We start from the raw sequence: 17,045 nt of genomic DNA on the forward strand, positions 1-17,045 counted from the left end.
ATCTCGCGATTCCCCACCAGCCAGACCTGCCTTCAGATGCCCAGCCAAGAGCCCCTGCTGTTACGTCACCACCGCCCTTTTCTTGCGTTCTGGCTGGCCCGGATCTTTACCGCCAGCGGTTTTCAGATGCTCACCGTGGCCATTGGCTGGAACCTCTATCAATTGACCGGCAACGTGCTTGATCTGGGTCTGGTTGGCCTGGTCGAGTTCGCCCCGCGTGTGTTGTTCATGTTGCACACCGGACACGTCGCCGACCGCTATGACCGGCGCAAGGTCGCAGCGATCTGTCAGTCGCTGCAAGCGTTGATTGCGCTGGCGCTGGCAATTGGCAGCGCCACCGATCACGTCACCCGGGAAATGATCTTTATCCTCGCTTTTCTGCTCGGTGCCGCACGCTCGTTCGAGATGCCAACCACCCAGGCACTGCTGCCGAGCATCGTGCCCGGTGCACTGTTCCCGCGTGCAGTGGCGGCGGCGCAATCGGCGCAACAATCCGCAACCATCGTCGCCCCGGCCCTTGGCGGCTTGCTCTATGCGTTCGGCAGCGTCTGGGTGTATGGCCCGACGGTGATTCTCTATGTCATTGCCTGCTCGCTGATGCTCAACCTGCCGGCACGACAAACGCCCTTGAACAAAGGCAAAGCCACGCTGGATTCGCTGCTCGCGGGGATTCGTTTCATTCGCAGCCGTCCCGACATCCTCGGGGCGATATCGCTTGACCTGTTTGCAGTGTTGCTCGGTGGCGCCACGGCGCTGCTGCCGGTATTTGCCAAGGACATCTTGCTGACCGGTCCGTGGGGCCTGGGTTTGCTGCGTTCGGCGCCCGCCGTGGGCGCCTTGTTGATGTCACTGTTCCTGGCGCGGTTTGCCGTAGAGCGCAACGTCGGCCGGGTGATGTTCACCGCCGTCGGGGTCTTCGGCGTCGCGACCATTGCCTTCGGCCTGTCGACCTCGTTCTGGTTCTCGCTGGCGGTGTTGGTGGTGCTCGGCGCGGCGGACATGATCAGCATGGTGATCCGCGCGTCCTTCGTGCAACTGGAAACACCGGACGAAATGCGCGGCCGGGTCAGTGCGGTCAACGGACTGTTCATCGGCGCCTCGAACCAGTTGGGCGAGTTCGAATCCGGCATCACCGCGCACTGGTTCGGTACTGTGCCGGCGGTGGTGATGGGCGGGATCGGCACACTGGTGGTGACCGGAACATGGATCAAACTGTTCCCGACCCTGGCCAAACGGGACCGGATGACGGAGTTGGTGGAAGAGGCGAAGGTTTAGCGCTCGTCAAACCTGCAACGCCCCCTCCACTTTCCCCCGCAGAGCCTTGCCGCCAAGTTGTTCGACCAGCACCAGCGCAAACTCCAGCGCAGCACCAGAACCCTGGGCGGTGATGCAGTTGCCATCAACTACCACGGGTTGATCCACAAACGTGCAGCCCGACAATTGATGACTGACGCCCGGCAGGCAGGTCATGCGTCGCTGACGCAAAACGCCGAAGGCTTGCAAGGCGACTGCCGGGCCTTCGGCGATAGCGGCGAACAGGCGCCCGGCGCTGGCCTGATCCTTGAGCAGTTGCTGCAGCGGCTGATGTGCCGAAAGGTGTTGTGAACCGACGTCGCCGCCCGGCAGGACAATCAGATCGAAAGTCTGCGCCAGCACATCGACCAGCATGCCGTCAGCCGTCAGGCGGGTACCGCGCGCGCAGGTCAGCATGCGCCGTCCTTCGATGCTGGCTGCCATCACTTCGATGCCGGCGCGGCGCAGCACGTCGATCAGGGTCACGCTTTGCAGGTCATCGATCCCCTCGGCGAGGGTAATCAGGGCTCTAAAGGTCATGGGCGATTTCCGCTGGGTGATCTTCAAAGCGTAGTCAGCTTCCTCCAGATCGCGCAGCGGCTGCCATTACTTGATGTAAAGCTGCGTCGACATCGTGTTGCGTGGGGCATTGATCGAGGTGTTACTGAAGAGGAAGGTGCCCTCCTGCTTACCTTTCAGATCAAAGGTATAGAGGGAGCCGACGGTATTGCTGCCGGGCGTGCACTCGGTCAGATTGCCGTTACCAAAGGCACATACCGGAGCCCGGGTGCCGTCCACTTCGAAGCCGTCCAACGTGGCATGCGGCTGACTCTGACCATACCCGACTTCCAGCACGTAGACCTTGATGCTCGGTCCGCTGTGATTGCATTGAGTTTGCGTCTGGCCATCAGCGATGTCCTCCAGACCGCAGGCAGGCGATTGCACCTTGATGACTTTCACTTCACTCAAGGGCGGTGCCGATGCCGCCCACACAGCCGATGTCCCGACCATCAGCCCTGCAATTACTCCGAAAGCCTTTACCCAGCCCATGCTCATGCGTTCCCCGTCCCCAAAAATCAGCGCGCAGTATGGCGCAGTTGCTCTCACGGCAAAACTTCGCCGACGATCGACACCAACAACCGCCATATTGCCCACGCTGCTGGTATGATGCGCGGCTTTTTCCGGCCCATCACAATTTTCCAGGCGCTTGCGACGGTCTGTGCTTTGCTGTTGAGGTCGATACATTCACGGCGCCATGCGCGCCACGGGGAGCAGACATGCTGGAAAGGCTGTTTCAACTCAAGGCACACAACACCAACGTGCGAACCGAGATTCTTGCGGGTATCACGACGTTCCTGGCCATGGCCTACATTCTGTTCGTCAATCCGAGCATCCTCGGCGAGACCGGCATGGACAAGGGCGCGGTGTTCGTCGCCACCTGTCTGGCCGCCGCGATCGGTTCGACGGTCATGGGCCTGATCGCCAACTATCCGATTGCCCTCGCTCCGGGCATGGGTCTGAACGCCTTCTTCACCTACACCGTCGTGCTGCACATGGGCCATACCTGGCAAGTGGCACTGGGCGCGGTGTTCATTTCGGCCGTGCTGTTCTTTCTGCTGTCGATCTTCCGCATCCGTGAATGGATCATCAACAGCATCCCGCTGCCGCTGCGCTCGGCGATTGCCGCCGGTATCGGCCTGTTCCTGGCGCTGATCGCCCTGCACAACGCCGGCATCGTGGTCAGCAACCCGGCGACCATGGTCGGCCTCGGTGACCTGAAAGCCCCGGCGCCGATTCTCGCCACCCTCGGTTTCGCCCTGATCGTCGCCCTCGAAGCACTCAAAGTACGCGGCGCGGTGCTGATCGGCATTCTGGCGGTCACCGTTGTCTCGATCGCCCTGGGCTTCACCCCGTTCGGCGGTGTGATTTCGATGCCACCTTCGCTGGCCCCGACCTTCCTGCAACTGGACATCAAAGGCGCACTGGACATCGGTCTGGTCAGCGTGATTTTTGCTTTCCTGTTCGTCGACCTGTTCGACAACTCCGGCACCCTGATCGGCGTTGCCAAGCGCGCCGGCCTGATGGGCAAGGACGGCCACATGCCGAAAATGGGTCGTGCGCTGATCGCTGACAGCACCGCCGCCATGGCCGGTTCGCTGCTGGGCACCTCGACCACCACCAGCTACATCGAATCCGCGGCTGGCGTGAGTGCGGGCGGCCGCACCGGTCTGACTGCCGTCGTCGTCGCGATCCTGTTCCTGCTGGCGCTGTTCTTCTCGCCATTGGCGTCCAGCATTCCGGCATTCGCCACCGCACCCGCGCTGTTGTTCGTCGCCGTGCTGATGACTTCCGGTCTGGCGGAAATAGACTGGGAAGACATCACCGTTGCCGCCCCGGTCGTGGTGACCGCGCTGGCCATGCCGTTCACTTACTCGATCGCCAACGGTATCGCGTTCGGTTTCATCGCCTGGACCGCGATCAAGTTGTTGTCCGGTCGCGCCCGTGAACTGAACCCGGCGCTGGTGATTTTGTCGATTCTGTTCGTGATCAAGTTGGGTTGGTTCAACGCATGACTTTCGATTCCCAAGCCTACGCCGCTCAGCTCGAAGACAAGGTGACGCGCCTGCGTGACCTGCTGGCACCGTTTGATGCCCCCGAGCCGACAGTGTTCGACTCACCGCTGCAGAACTTCCGTCTGCGCGCCGAATTCCGCCTGTGGCGCGAGGCCGGCGAGCGTCACTACGCGATGTTCTCCCAGGACGACAAACGCACGCCGATCCTGATCGAAGCGTTCCCGATTGCCAGCCTGCGCATCAATCAGTTGATGCCGCAGCTCAAGGCCGCGTGGCAGGCGAGTTCGGCGCTCAGTCACAAGCTTTTTCAAGTGGAGTTCCTGACCACGCTGGCCGGCGACGCAATGATCACCCTGTGCTATCACCGTCCGCTGGACGAGCACTGGCAGGCGGCGGCCACCAAGCTGTCGGCAGACCTGGGGGTCAGCATCATCGGTCGCTCCAAGGGCAAACGCGAAGTGATCGGCCACGACTACGTGGTAGAAAAACTCGAAGTCGGCGGCCGCACTTTCAGCTACCGCCAGCCGGAGGGCGCGTTCACCCAGCCTAACGGCACCGTGAACCAGAAGATGTTGAACTGGGCTTACGAAGCACTGAGCGATCGCACTGACGACCTGCTGGAGCTGTATTGCGGCAATGGCAACTTCACCCTGCCGCTCGCCACCCGCGTGCGCAAAGTGCTGGCCACCGAAATCAGCAAGACGTCGGTCAACGCCGCACTGAGTAACCTCAGCGAAAACGCTGTGGATAACGTCACCCTGGTGCGTCTGTCCGCCGAAGAGCTGACCGAAGCGCTCAACGAAGTGCGTCCGTTTCGTCGCTTGCAGGGCATCGACCTGAAGAGCTACGAGTTCGGTAGCGTATTCGTCGACCCGCCACGCGCGGGCATGGACCCGGACACCTGCGAGTTGACCCGGCGCTTCGACAACATCCTGTACATCTCCTGCAACCCGCAGACCCTGGCGGCCAACATCGCCCAGTTGCACGACACGCACCGCATCACGCGCTGCGCGTTGTTCGACCAGTTCCCGTGGACGCATCACATGGAATCGGGTGTGTTGCTGACCCGCCGTTGATGCCGATACCGGATACGAGAAAGCCGTCGTGATGACGGCTTTTTTGTGGATAAGTGTTGACTGTGCGATCACCGAACAAAAAAAAAACACGGCAAAGCTGTGCAATTGACCCAAGTAACCATCTAGTACATTTTATCTCCACTGGCTGCCCCCCCTCAGCCAAAGCCAAAAACAATAAGTGGAGTTTCCCCTCATGCCTCCTATCGTTCTGGTGCTTAACGGCCCGAACCTGAACTTGCTCGGCACCCGTGAACCGGCGACTTACGGCCACGAAACCCTGGCTGATATTGCTGCGTTGTGTGGACGTGCCGCCGAGGAGTTCGGTCTGGCCGTGGAGTTTCGCCAGACCAATCACGAAGGCGAACTGCTCGACTGGATTCACGCGGCCCGTGGCCGTTGCGCCGGGATCGTGATCAACCCGGCGGCGTGGACGCACACCTCGGTGGCGATTCGCGATGCGCTGGTTGCCAGCCAATTGCCGGTCATCGAAGTGCATCTGTCCAATGTCCATGCGCGCGAACCGTTTCGTCATCATTCGTTCGTCTCGGCCATCGCCACGGCAGTGATGTGTGGTTTCGGCAGCCATGGCTATCGCCTGGCCCTGGAACATTTCAGCCAGCGATTGAAGGGGTGAATCCGATGTCCCGCCACAACGCGATACTCGCCGGGCTGATCGGCGCCGGCATTCAGGCCTCTCGCACCCCGGCCTTGCATGAACACGAAGGCGATGCGCAGGGCATGCGTTATCTCTATCGACTCATCGATCTTGATCAACTGCATGTGGACTGCACCGCCCTCTCCGACCTGCTGTTGGCCGCCGAGCGCATGAATTACACCGGTTTGAACATCACGTTCCCGTGCAAGCAGGCGATCATCCCGCTGCTCGACGAATTGTCTCCAGAGGCCCGTGGCATCGGCGCGGTGAATACCGTGGTGTTGAAGGACGGCAAACGCGTCGGTCACAACACCGATTGCCTGGGTTTCGCGGAGGGTTTTCGCCGCGGCCTGAAGGATGCGCCCCGTGAACGTGTCGTCCAGATGGGCGCCGGTGGCGCAGGCGCGGCAGTGGCCCACGCGTTGCTGAGCGAAGGCGTACAGCAACTGAGCATTTTTGATGTCGACGGCGAGCGCGCCGAAAGTCTGGCCAACAATCTCAATCAGCATTTCGGTTTCGCTCGCGCCATGGCCGGGCGTGATCTGCCGAGCACACTGAGTCTGGCGGACGGCCTGGTGAATACCACGCCGATGGGCATGGCCAAACTGCCGGGCATGCCCGTACCGGTGGAGTTGCTGCGCAAGGAATTGTGGGTAGCGGAAATTGTGTATTTCCCGCTGGAAACCGAACTGCTGCGCAACGCCCGCGCCTTGGGTTGCCGCACGCTGGATGGCGGCAACATGGCGGTGTTTCAGGCCGTGAAGGCGTTTGAGCTGTTCAGCGGTGTAGTGCCGGATGCGCAGCGGATGCTGGCGCATTTTCAAAGCATGAAGGGTTGAACTCGCTCCCACAAGGGGAATGCGTCAGGCCTGCAAGTAACGCAACACCGACTCACAGATCATCTCGCGATGACGCTGCTTGATGCTTTCGTCCGGCAGATCGATCTGAAAAATCTCACCGAACGTATGTCGGTTCGACACGCGATAGAAGCAGAACGAACTGATCAGCAGGTGCACGTCCAGCGCATTGAGCCCGGTACGGAACACACCTTGTTCAACACCCCGACGCAGGATCTCGCCCAGTGAATCGAGGATGGTGTTGTTCATTGCCTTGATCGCATCGGAACGCTTCACGTATTCGGCGTTGTGGATGTTCTCGATACTGACAATGCGCACGAAATCGACATTGTGATCGTGGTGATCGAACGTGAACTCCACCAGACGCCGAATCGCCACAATCGGCGACAACTCGTCCAGATGCAGACGGTTTTCCGTGTTGCGGATATCGCCGTAGAGTTTTTCCAGGACCTCGACGTACAACTGCTCCTTACTGCCGAAGTAGTAATAGATCATGCGTTTGGAGGTGTGGATGCGCTCGGCGATCGCGTCGACGCGAGCACCGGACAGTCCTTGCTGGACGAACTCGACGATCGCCTCTTGCAGGATATTCTCGCGGGTTTTTTCCGGATTGTTCTTGCGACTCTTGCGCGGCTCCGCAACGGGAGCGGCGGGGAGTTCTGAAGTCATTGTCATTGCGGGCTCACGGCCATCACTGCACAGGCTGGCGATTATGGGCCGCGCGGCACAGTGAAGGAAGCCGCGCGGCATGTGTTTAATCCCGCGTTTACGAATTTCCTACAACTTCACCTGGCGCACAGCGCCACTGCGAGATTTGGCCATCGCCGCCAGACGCACCGCGACGTTCGCCGCGCCGTAACCGGCATAACCGTTTTTACGCTGGATGATCTCGAAGAAAAATCGCCCTTCAAACGGCTCTGTATAGACGTGAAACAACTCACCACCCTGCGGGTCGCGGTCATAGAGGACGTTGTAATACGCCAGTTCGCTGAGGAATTGGTCGTCGAAATCAAAGCGTGCGGCAAGATCGTCGTAGTAGTTCAGGGGAATATCCAGCAGCGGTACACCGGATGCTTTGGCACGACTGACTTCGGCGAAGATATCGTCACAATCGAAGGCGATGTGATGCACGCCAGAGCCGCGATAACTCGACAACGCATGGGAGATCGCGGTGTTGCGATTCTCGGAAATGTTCAGCGGCAAGCGGATGGAACTGTCGCGACTGCGCAACGCACGGCTCTTCACCAGACCGTAAGGGTCGGGCAGCACGACTTCATCGTCGGCCTCGAAATCCAGCAAGCTTTTGTAAAACAGCACCCAACTGTCGAGGCTGTCAGCCGGCAGCGCCATGGCCATGTGATCGATGCGTTTGAGACCGCCACGGGCCGATGCACCTGGCAGCAGATTGAAGTCGGTGCCGTAGACATCCGCCTCTTCATCCACCAGATAAATCAGGCTGCCGTCCGGTGCGCGCACCGCCGCCAGCTCCAATTCGTTCGGGCCAACCAACCCGCGATATGGCTGGCCCTTGTAAGCCACTGCACGCGCCAGCGCACGGGTGCTGTCCTTGACTCGCACAGCGGTGGCGCACAGCGATGGGCCGTGAGCCTCAAAAAAACTGTGGGCAAACGAATAGGGTTCGCAGTTGAGGATCAGGTTGATATCACCCTGACGCAGCAGGCTGACGCTCTTGGAGCGATGCTGGCCAGCCTTGACGAAACCCAGCCGCTCCAGCCAGTGCGCAAGCTTGGCGCCGAGGCTTTCATCGACGGCGAATTCGAGAAACTCGATGCCGTTGTACTCGCGGGCGTTGGGGGTTTCGAAGAGGATTTCGCGATTGACCACGGGCGCTGTTTCTTGTTCAAGGCGCTGACGGGTTTTCTCTTCCAGGTACAGCAGCGAGCGTAAACCGTCGGCGGCATTGGCCCGCGGCGGTGCGGCGCGGAACCCATCATTGAAGATTTCCAGCGACAGCGGCCCGGTGTAGCCGCTCTGGATGATCGGTGCGAGGAACCCCGGCAGATCGAATTCACCCTGGCCGGGGAAGCAGCGAAAATGCCGGCTCCACTCCAGGACATCCATCGACAGAATCGGCGCGTCGGCCATTTGCACGAAGAAAATCTTGTCTGCGGGAATGTCAGCGATAGCGCGCGGATCGCCCTTCAACGACAAGGTATGAAAGCTGTCGAGCAACACGCCGAGGCTGGGGTGATCGGCCTGACGCACGATGTCCCAGACCTGTTGCCAGGTATTGACGTGGCGCCCCCACGCGAGCGCTTCATAACCAATGCGCAGCCCACGAGCACCGGCCTGTTCGGCCAGCAAGCGCAGGTCATCGACGAGAATCTGCTGATCGCCAACGCTGTCAGGCGAGGCGTTGCTGCAGACCAGCACCAGATCGGTGCCCAGTTCCTGCATCAGATCGAACTTGCGCTCGGCCCGCTCCAGGTTGCGCGCCAGACGGTCACGGCGGCAGCCTTCGAAATCGCGGAACGGCTGGAACAGGGTGATGGCGATCCCGAGATCGGCGCACATCTGTTTAATGTCCCGGGGGCTGCCGTCGTAGTACAACAGATCGTTTTCAAAAATCTCCACCCCGTCGAAACCGGCGGCGGCGATGGCTTCGAGTTTTTCCGGCAGGGTGCCGCTCAAGGAAACGGTGGCAATGGAACGCTGCATGTTTCAACTCCCGGACTGCGCCGCGTTGTTCGTTTTTTGTCGTGGGGAAATTATTGGCTGCATCACTTCTCGCAGCAATTTAAAGTGTACTACCCAGTTAGTTTTGCGTGCGATTATCGAACACAATGCCGGTTTGACGAATTGACGAGTTTTCGTCCACTGCCCAACATCCACAGCACATTGAGTCCGGTCGCGACGCACCGGTCGCAGCGTTCAAGAAAAAAGAACACCAAATAACAACTCCAAAAACGGGTGGAACACATGATTCCTTCACAGACTTCCCGCATGGCGCCAGCCATGAGCACTGCCACGGGTGGCATCGGCGACAAGATCCGCGGCGCCATGGCCGTCGGCAAGACCCGTTGGGGCATGCTGGCGCTGGTATTTTTCGCCACAACCCTCAACTACATCGACCGCGCCGCGCTCGGGGTCATGCAGCCGATACTCGCCAAGGAAATGAGCTGGACGGCGATGGATTACGCCAACATCAACTTCTGGTTTCAGGTCGGTTACGCGATCGGCTTCGTTCTGCAAGGTCGCTTGATCGACCGGGTCGGCGTCAAGCGCGTGTTCTTTTGCGCGGTGCTGCTCTGGAGCCTGGCCACCGGCGCCCACGGTCTGGCAACGTCGGCGGTCGGCTTTATGGTCTGCCGTTTCATCCTCGGCCTGACGGAAGCGGCCAACTATCCGGCCTGCGTGAAAACCACACGCCTGTGGTTCCCGGCCGGTGAACGCGCAGTCGCCACAGGCATCTTCAACGCGGGCACCAACGTCGGCGCGATGTTCACGCCGATGCTTCTGCCGCTGGTTCTCCATGTATGGGGCTGGCAGGCGGCGTTTCTGTGCATGTCGGCACTGGGCGGGATCTGGCTGCTGTTCTGGGGTCTGAAATACTTCAACCCGGAAGATCATCCGAGCGTCAAACAATCGGAACTCGATTACATCCAGCAGGAAGTCGAGCCAGAACAGGCTCGCGTGCCGTTCTCGAAAATCCTGCGGATGCGCGGCACCTGGGCCTTCGCCCTCGCCTACTCGCTCACCGCTCCGGTGTTCTGGTTTTACCTGTACTGGCTACCGCCGTTTCTCAATCAGCAATACAACCTGGGCATCAACGTGACCCAGATGGGCATCCCGCTGATCATCATCTACCTCACTGCCGACTTCGGCAGTGTCGGCGGCGGCATCCTGTCTTCATTCCTGATCGGTCGCGGCATGAACCCGATAAAGGCGCGGCTGCTGTCGATGTTCCTGTTCGCCTGCTGCATCATCGGCGTGATCATGGCGGCCGGTTCGAGCAGTCTGTGGGTGGCGGTGGCAGCGATTTCCCTGGCCATCGGCGCGCATCAGGCCTGGACCGCGAATATCTGGAGCCTGGTGATGGACTACACCCCCAAGCACATGATGAGCACCGTCTTCGGTTTCGGCGGCATGTGCGCGGCGATCGGCGGGATGTTCATGACCCAGATCGTCGGCCATATCCTGACCGTCACCCACAACAACTACACCGTGTTGTTCACCCTGATTCCGGCGATGTACTTCATCGCGCTGATCTGGATGTACTTCATGGCACCGCGCAAGATTCCTGACGTCACCGAGTAACCCGGCCACCTCATCGGCCCTTTGTGGGAGCGGGTTTGCTCGCGAATGCGGACTGACAGTCGAAGCAAAAATGACTGACACGCCGCCTTCGCGAGCAACCCGCTCCCACACGTTCTTATCGACGGCTTTGTTGCCACGCTGCCGCCAGACCGCTGCAACAGATCACCGCAATACCGATCACGGTCAACAGACTCGGTGTGTGATTGAAGACCACCCAGCCCAGCAGCCCCGCAAACACGATCTGGCAATAACCGAACGGTGCCAACAGTGCCGGTGCGGCATGGCGGAATGCCTGCGTCAGAAACAAGTGCGCCGTCATCCCGCAACTGCCCAACGCCAGCATCAGTGCGGCGTGAGTCAACGTCGGCACCTGCCAGAAGAACGGCACCAGCGCACTCATCACCAGCGTATTGCACAGCCCGGCGAAAAAGTTGCTGGTGGTCGGGCTGTCTATCTCGGCGAGCTTGCGAGTCAGCAATTGATAGAAGCAGAAAAACAGCGCCGAACAGAACGGCAACAACACGGCGGGCGTGAAGAGTTCACCCCCCGGATGAACGATGATCAGCACGCCGATAAAACCGCAAATGACCGCAATCCACTGGCCGCGGGTGACCCGCTCCTTCAATAGCGGCACCGACAACGCCGTCACCAATACCGGCGCCAGGAAGTTCACCGCCGTGGCTTCTGCCAGCGGGATATGCAGCAGCGCCGTGGTGAAGAACAGGCTGGTGCCGAGCAGGCAAAGTGCGCGAGCCAACTGCCATAAAGGCTTTTTCGTGCGTAGGACGCGCAGCCCGGACTGCGGTAAAAAAATCCCTGCCATGAGTAAGGTGTGCACCACATACCGGGCCCACACCACCATCACGATCGGATAGAAACCCGAGAGATATTTCGACAGCGCGTCGTGACTGGAGAACAGGAAGGTTGCCACGACAATCAACAAGATCCCTTTGAAGGGTTGGTTGACTCCGGATAGCGGGGTGCTGACGGTCATTGAATATCTCTAAGAGAGGAACAAACTGAGAGAAGAGCCTCGAGCAATAATCTAGAACCCGATTCCACTTTCAGACAACCATCATCCGTAAAAGTGTGCGAACAACGCACACTTTCATAAACGGGCAACGCCCACAGAATTTCAGGTTAGACGAACAGCTCCGAAGCCAGACTCGCTGCAGACAGCTCTTCGGTAAACCGCAACAGCAACGGTGCCAGTTCGTGCAACCTGGCGCCCGGCATCCGCGCACTCGGCCCGGCGATGCTCAGCACACCGATCACTCGCCCATCCGCGGGATGGCGCACCACCGCCGCAATCGCCGACGTCCCTACGGCCGAACTTTCCTCGACGCAGGCATAGCCCTGCTCGCGCGCCAATCGCAGGCGTTCAAGCAGTTCGATATTGGAGCGCGGTGCATTCGGCCCGATATCCACCGGCACCTCAGCCGCTTGCCGCTCAACCCGCGACAGCGCCTCGGCATCCGTCATGCACGCCAGCCAGGCATGGCCCGAAGCGGTGTAGAACAGCGGAGCATCGCGGCCCATGTCCGGGTCGTAGCGCAAGCCGGTGCGCGCCCCCTGAGCTTTGGCAATCCACGTCTGCCGCTCGCCGTCGATGACGCCCAGTCGCACCAGTTCGCCGGTGTCATGAGCCAGGCGATCAAGCACCGGTTGCACGATGTCCGCGCCACTGCTCGACAGGTAACGAAAACTCATCGCCACCAGTTTCGTCGACAAGTGATAACGCAAGGTTTCCGGGTTTTGCCGCACGTACCCCAAGCGGACCAGTTCGGCGAGCAAACGGTGAGTCGCACTTTTCGGGATGTCGATCTGCTCGGCGAGCGTTTGCAGCGCTAAACCACGCGGGTCACTGGTGAGGTTTTCCAGCACACTGAAAACCCGTTCGATTTGACTGCCGGCCATGGTGAGATCCCAATGAAATGTCGTGGATTCTAGAATACGCGCGACACAAAGCAAAATCTGGAACAGCTTGAACGGTTCACAAAAAACCGGTGTTGAATGGAATTCGCCGAACACGACAGGTTCTTACCCGTCGGCTTCGCTGCGGGCGTACGAATGGACGGACGACTGGACTGGCGCCACACTCACACACCAGCAACACTCATCACCACGATCAGAAAGAGGATTCCCGCATGCTATGGAAAAAAGGCCGACGCAGTGACAACGTCGTCGATGCCCGTGGGGGTGATACCGGCGGTGGCGGCGGGATGCGTTTCGGTGGCGGCAAGGGCCTGAGCCTTGGGGCCATTTTGTTGATCGTTGGCATCGGCTGGATCACTGGCCAGGATCCGTTGCAGATCCTCGGTCAACTCACCGGCCAGACGGGCCAGCAAACGGCACCCACCTCGCAAACCCGCCAGGCGCCGCCGGCCAATGATGAACAGGCCGAATTCGTCCGTTCAATCCTCGGCGATACCGAAGACACCTGGGGCGCGATTTTCCAGCAGGCCGGCCGCCAATATAAGGATCCGACCCTGGTGCTGTTCAGCAATCGGGTCAATTCCGCCTGTGGTCTGGCCACCTCAGCCACCGGACCGTTTTATTGCCCGGCGGATCAGAAGGTCTATCTGGACATGGCGTTTTTCCAGGAAATGGCGCAACGCTTCAAGGCTGCCGGCGATTTTGCCCAGGCCTACGTGATCGCTCACGAAGTCGGACACCATGTGCAGACGCTTCTTGGCGTCTCGGCGAAAATTCAGACAGCCCGCCAGCAAGGCCGGCAGATGCAAGGTGCTGGTGGACTACTGGTTCGTCAGGAATTGCAGGCCGACTGCCTGGCCGGTGTCTGGGCCTATAACGCGCAGAAGCGTTTGAACTGGCTGGAACCGGGCGACATCGAAGAAGCCTTGAACGCCGCCAACGCCATCGGTGATGATCGCCTGCAGCAACAAGGTCAGGGCCGTGTGGTGCCGGACTCGTTTACCCACGGTACGTCGGCGCAAAGGGTGCGCTGGTTCAAAACCGGATTCGCGCAAGGCCAAGTCGGCCAGTGCGATACCTTCGCGGCGAAAAACCTGTAAATGCATAAGTGGCTTTTGGCTTTACTGATCATTGGCAGCACCGCGCAAGCGGCCGGGGTCGACGCCATCAGCCCCGGGCGCCTGCAACTCAAGGCCGGCGAAATGGCGGTGGGCATCGGCCCGGCGCCGGAAAAGATCGAGCGAGTGCTGATCATCATTCATGGCCGGTTGCGCAACGCCGAGACCTATCGCAAAAGCGCCGAAAGCGCCACTGAACTGGCAGGGCAAACCGCCCACACGCTGGTCATCGCTCCGCAGTTCCTCAATGAAAGTGATACAGCCCTGTACTCCTTGCCTGCCACCGTGTTGCGCTGGAAAGGCAATGAGTGGATGGGCGGTCGGTTATCCACAGGCCCGAATCCGCTGAGTTCCTATGCGGCACTGGACGAAATCGTCGCCCGGATTACTGATCGCAAGCAGTTTCCGGACGTGAAACAGATCGTGATTTTCGGTCACTCCGGCGGGGGGCAGGTGGTGCAGCGATACGCTTTGCTCGCCAAGGATCAACCCGCGCTGAAGGCCAACGCAATTCACCTGCGCTACGTGGTGGCCAATCCGTCTTCGTATGCCTATTTCAACGAACAGCGACCGGTCGCGTTCGATCACGCGCAATGCCCCAACTTCAATCGCTGGAAGTACGGCCTGTCAGACATGCCGATATACGCCGGTGGGCAAACGCCGTTGCAGCTTGAAAGCCGTTACATCAAACGCGAGGTGATTTATCTGCTCGGACAGCAGGACATCGACCCGCAGCATCCGGCGCTGGACAAAGGCTGCGAGGCCGAGGCGCAAGGGGCTGACCGCCTGACGCGCGGGAAGCTGTATTTTGGCTACCTGCTACGCCGCCATCCGGAAGGGGTGAATCAGCGGCTGGTTGAAGTACCCGGGGTTGGGCACAACGGCGATGGGATGTTGACGTCGCCTGAGGGACAAAAAGCTCTGTTTGATCAGTAATGCGGTGGCCATGTCGGCCTCTTCGCGAGCAAGCCCGCTCTCACAGAGGACGGGCTTCGGACTCAACGTTGTATCCACTGATAATCCCCCGTGGGAGCGGGCTTGCTCGCGAAGGCGTCCGTCCAGACACTCAACGGCTCAGGCGAACACTATCCGCCGCAACTCAACACAATCCTGCGCATGCCAGTCCGTCAGCTCCGGCCATGGGTTATCCGGCAGGTTCACCAGCACCGTCCGCGTCCCTGCTGCCCGACCGCAATCCAGATCAAAGCGGTAATCGCCGACCATCACCATCTCGCTGGCCGGCACCGACCACGCCTCGGCCAACTTCAGCAATCCACCCGGATGCGGCTTGGGCGGCGCGTCATCACGGCCCAGCACATCCTCCACGGCAAAGCAGTCAGCCAGGCCAATCGCCTCCAGCGTGACATGCGCCAGTTCGCGGGCATTACGGGTGAGAATGCCGAGGCGATAACCGCGCGAGTGCAGGTCACGCACCAGTGCCACGGCGCCGGTGGCCGGGGTCGAACCCCGCGCCAGATCACGTTCGTGCTCCAGCAACCAGGCATGTTTCGCCGCCGCTTCAGCGGCTGGCAGCGCGCCAAGGTGGGTGAGAATGTCGTCCTCGGGCGGAATCGACAACGCCACGCGAATCGCCGCGAAGTCATGGACGGCAACGGTGAGCGTGCCGTCCATGTCGAACACCCAATGCTTCACATCGGCCAGGCTCATGCCCAATCCTTGCGATGCCGAATCAGGCCTTCCTGAGTCACCGAGGCGACCAGTTGCCCGGCGCGGTTGTAGACGCTGCCACGGGAGAAACCACGGGAATTGCCGGCCCACGGACTGTCCATCGCATAGAGCAACCAGTCATCGGCACGCAGATCGTTGTGGAACCACAGCGCGTGATCGAGGCTGGCGACCTGCATGTCTTTCTGCCAGACCGATTTGCCGTGGGGCAGCATCGAGGTGGTCAACAGACCGAAGTCCGAGGCATAGGCCAGCAGGTATTTATGCAAGGCTGGGAGATCGGCCAAGGCGCCGTCGGCGCGAAACCACACATACTTCACCGGATCGGCCGGTTGCGGGTTGTACGGGTCTTTCTCGGTGACCGGGCGCACCTCGATCGGTTTCGGGCACAGCAGTTTTTCGCGCATGTGCTCCGGAATCAGGTGCGCGCGCTGCTGGGTCAGTTCCAGTTCCGATGGCAGGTTTTCCGGCCCGACCACGACCGGCATCTGGCTCTGATGCTCGAAGCCCTCTTCGTCATACTGGAACGAAGCACTGCAAGTGAAAATCGGATGGCCCTTCTGGATCGCCGTCACCCGGCGAGTGCTGAAACTGCCGCCATCGCGCACGCGGTCCACCGAATAGACCACCGGCAACTTGGCGTCGCCCGGACGCAGGAAATAGCCGTGCATCGAATGCACATGGCGCGTCTCTTCAACCGTCTGACTGGCCGCCGACAACGACTGACCGAGTACCTGCCCCCCGAACAACTGACGAAAACCAAGGTCCTGGCTACGGCCACGGAACAGGTTTTCTTCGATCGGTTCCAGGGTCAGCAGGTCGACCAGATCTTCCAACACTTGGCTCATTCAGACTCTCCTCACACAAAGCTATGCCGCGCAGTCTTGGCTGCGGCGGCCGATTCAGATTCTGGCGCGGGCCAATGATATGGCGGCCATTGTAAACGTCCGTGTCGGCTTATCCATGCAAGGTTTGCAGCCACTGCTCCCGGGTAATGCGGTACAGCACATGTTTGCGTAACGGATCACCGACGGCGAGTTTCGGGTGATCGAAATCATCCGCCGGCGCGTGGTGCATGCCGATCGCCTGCATGACTTTCTCCGAAGGCAGATTGGATTTCGCGGTGAAGGACACCATTTCCTTCAGGGCCAACCGGTCAAACCCGCAACGCAGAGCAGTCCATGCCGCTTCACTGGCATAACCCAAGCCCCAATGTTCCTTGGCCAGGCGCCAGCCGATTTCCACTGCCGGCGTAAAAAGTGCATCGAAACCGACGACGCAAAGTCCGGTGAAACCGATGAACTCGCCACTGTCCTTGCGCTCCAGCGCCCACAAACCGAAACCATGCTCAGCAAAATGCCCGCGCACACGGCCGATCAGCGCGGCGCATTCCAGACGGCTCAACCGAGCGGGAAAGTAGCGCATCACCTGAGGATCGGCACACATCGCCGCAAATGCCGGCAAATCTTCGTCCTGCCACTGACGCATCAGCAGGCGTGCGCTTTCCAGTTCCAGTATCGGCTCCATCGTGCTCCTCCGTTTCCATGCCGCAAGTCTACATCGCTGGTAGGATC

Annotated in this window: 17 protein-coding genes; 8 read left to right on the forward strand and 9 right to left on the reverse strand. The window is 60.1% G+C overall.

Translation table 11 applies throughout. The features are described from left to right. The first annotated feature begins 36 nt into the window (after positions 1–36). Entirely contained in the window at positions 37–1,275 is a 1,239-nt protein-coding gene (locus tag AACY11_RS03450; RefSeq protein WP_339431408.1) for an MFS transporter, read from the forward strand. A 6-nt stretch (positions 1,276–1,281) separates the two neighbouring features. Here AACY11_RS03450 and AACY11_RS03455 read toward each other — a convergent pair whose 3' ends face one another. Next, positions 1,282–1,833 (reverse strand): DJ-1 family glyoxalase III, encoded by a 552-nt coding sequence (locus tag AACY11_RS03455; protein ID WP_339431407.1) that lies wholly within the window; start codon positions 1,831–1,833, stop codon positions 1,282–1,284. Between the two features lie 66 nt (positions 1,834–1,899). Continuing rightward, positions 1,900–2,349 carry a DUF4879 domain-containing protein gene (locus AACY11_RS03460; RefSeq protein ID WP_339431422.1) on the reverse strand — a complete coding sequence of 150 codons (450 nt, stop codon included), beginning with the start codon at positions 2,347–2,349 and terminating at the stop codon, positions 1,900–1,902. Between the two features lie 221 nt (positions 2,350–2,570). Between AACY11_RS03460 and AACY11_RS03465 the strand changes: the two genes are divergently transcribed. The 4 genes from AACY11_RS03465 (at position 2,571) to AACY11_RS03480 (ending at position 6,436) form a co-directional block, all read left to right on the forward strand. After that, positions 2,571–3,866 (forward strand): NCS2 family permease, encoded by a 1,296-nt coding sequence (locus tag AACY11_RS03465; RefSeq protein WP_339431406.1) that lies wholly within the window; start codon positions 2,571–2,573, stop codon positions 3,864–3,866. Then, positions 3,863–4,942: a tRNA (uridine(54)-C5)-methyltransferase TrmA gene (trmA, locus tag AACY11_RS03470; protein WP_339464702.1), complete on the forward strand. Its 1,080-nt coding sequence runs from the start codon at positions 3,863–3,865 to the stop codon at positions 4,940–4,942. The genes AACY11_RS03465 and trmA overlap by 4 nt, the downstream gene beginning before the upstream one ends. A 193-nt stretch (positions 4,943–5,135) precedes the next feature. Beyond that, positions 5,136–5,576: a type II 3-dehydroquinate dehydratase gene (gene aroQ / locus AACY11_RS03475; RefSeq protein ID WP_339431404.1), complete on the forward strand. Its 441-nt coding sequence runs from the start codon at positions 5,136–5,138 to the stop codon at positions 5,574–5,576. Between the two features lie 5 nt (positions 5,577–5,581). After that, a complete protein-coding gene (locus AACY11_RS03480) occupies positions 5,582–6,436 on the forward strand; it encodes a shikimate dehydrogenase (RefSeq protein ID WP_339493869.1) in 855 nt (284 codons plus the stop codon). Positions 6,437–6,460: 24 nt separating this feature from the next. Here the strand turns inward: AACY11_RS03480 and AACY11_RS03485 are convergent, their stop codons facing one another. Beyond that, entirely contained in the window at positions 6,461–7,129 is a 669-nt protein-coding gene (locus tag AACY11_RS03485; protein ID WP_339431402.1) for a TetR family transcriptional regulator, read from the reverse strand. Positions 7,130–7,231: 102 nt separating this feature from the next. Then, positions 7,232–9,133 (reverse strand): 3-dehydroshikimate dehydratase QuiC, encoded by a 1,902-nt coding sequence (quiC, locus tag AACY11_RS03490; RefSeq protein ID WP_339493870.1) that lies wholly within the window; start codon positions 9,131–9,133, stop codon positions 7,232–7,234. Positions 9,134–9,394: 261 nt separating this feature from the next. On the opposite strand from quiC, the gene AACY11_RS03495 reads away from it, so the two are divergent. Next, the gene (locus AACY11_RS03495; protein WP_339431400.1) at positions 9,395–10,732 is read left to right on the forward strand and encodes an MFS transporter; all 1,338 of its coding nucleotides are present in this window, start codon (positions 9,395–9,397) and stop codon (positions 10,730–10,732) included. 115 nt (positions 10,733–10,847) lie between these two features. Here AACY11_RS03495 and AACY11_RS03500 read toward each other — a convergent pair whose 3' ends face one another. Continuing rightward, positions 10,848–11,726, reverse strand: a complete 879-nt coding sequence (locus AACY11_RS03500) for a DMT family transporter (protein ID WP_339493872.1) — start codon at positions 11,724–11,726, stop codon at positions 10,848–10,850. A gap of 146 nt (positions 11,727–11,872) precedes the next feature. Continuing rightward, positions 11,873–12,649 (reverse strand): IclR family transcriptional regulator, encoded by a 777-nt coding sequence (locus tag AACY11_RS03505; RefSeq protein ID WP_339493873.1) that lies wholly within the window; start codon positions 12,647–12,649, stop codon positions 11,873–11,875. A gap of 230 nt (positions 12,650–12,879) precedes the next feature. On the opposite strand from AACY11_RS03505, the gene ypfJ reads away from it, so the two are divergent. Together ypfJ and AACY11_RS03515 are read left to right on the forward strand one after the other, a co-directional pair. Next, positions 12,880–13,767, forward strand: coding sequence for a KPN_02809 family neutral zinc metallopeptidase (gene ypfJ / locus AACY11_RS03510; RefSeq protein ID WP_339493875.1), 888 nt, complete (start codon positions 12,880–12,882; stop codon positions 13,765–13,767). Then, positions 13,768–14,721 (forward strand): alpha/beta hydrolase, encoded by a 954-nt coding sequence (locus AACY11_RS03515; protein WP_339431395.1) that lies wholly within the window; start codon positions 13,768–13,770, stop codon positions 14,719–14,721. Between the two features lie 138 nt (positions 14,722–14,859). Here the strand turns inward: AACY11_RS03515 and AACY11_RS03520 are convergent, their stop codons facing one another. From AACY11_RS03520 to AACY11_RS03530, 3 genes are all read right to left on the reverse strand, one after another. Next, entirely contained in the window at positions 14,860–15,453 is a 594-nt protein-coding gene (locus AACY11_RS03520) for an HAD family hydrolase (protein WP_339493877.1), read from the reverse strand. Beyond that, positions 15,450–16,319 (reverse strand): acyl-CoA thioesterase II, encoded by an 870-nt coding sequence (tesB, locus tag AACY11_RS03525; protein ID WP_339431393.1) that lies wholly within the window; start codon positions 16,317–16,319, stop codon positions 15,450–15,452. Before tesB ends, AACY11_RS03520 begins: the two co-directional genes overlap by 4 nt. Before the next feature lie 109 nt (positions 16,320–16,428). Further along, a complete protein-coding gene (locus tag AACY11_RS03530; protein ID WP_339493878.1) occupies positions 16,429–16,998 on the reverse strand; it encodes a GNAT family N-acetyltransferase in 570 nt (189 codons plus the stop codon). Between the last annotated feature and the right edge of the window lie 47 nt (positions 16,999–17,045).

It is taken from the genome of Pseudomonas sp. RA_105y_Pfl2_P56, assembly GCF_963970845.1.
Taxonomy (GTDB): Bacteria; Pseudomonadota; Gammaproteobacteria; order Pseudomonadales; family Pseudomonadaceae; genus Aquipseudomonas; species Aquipseudomonas baetica_A.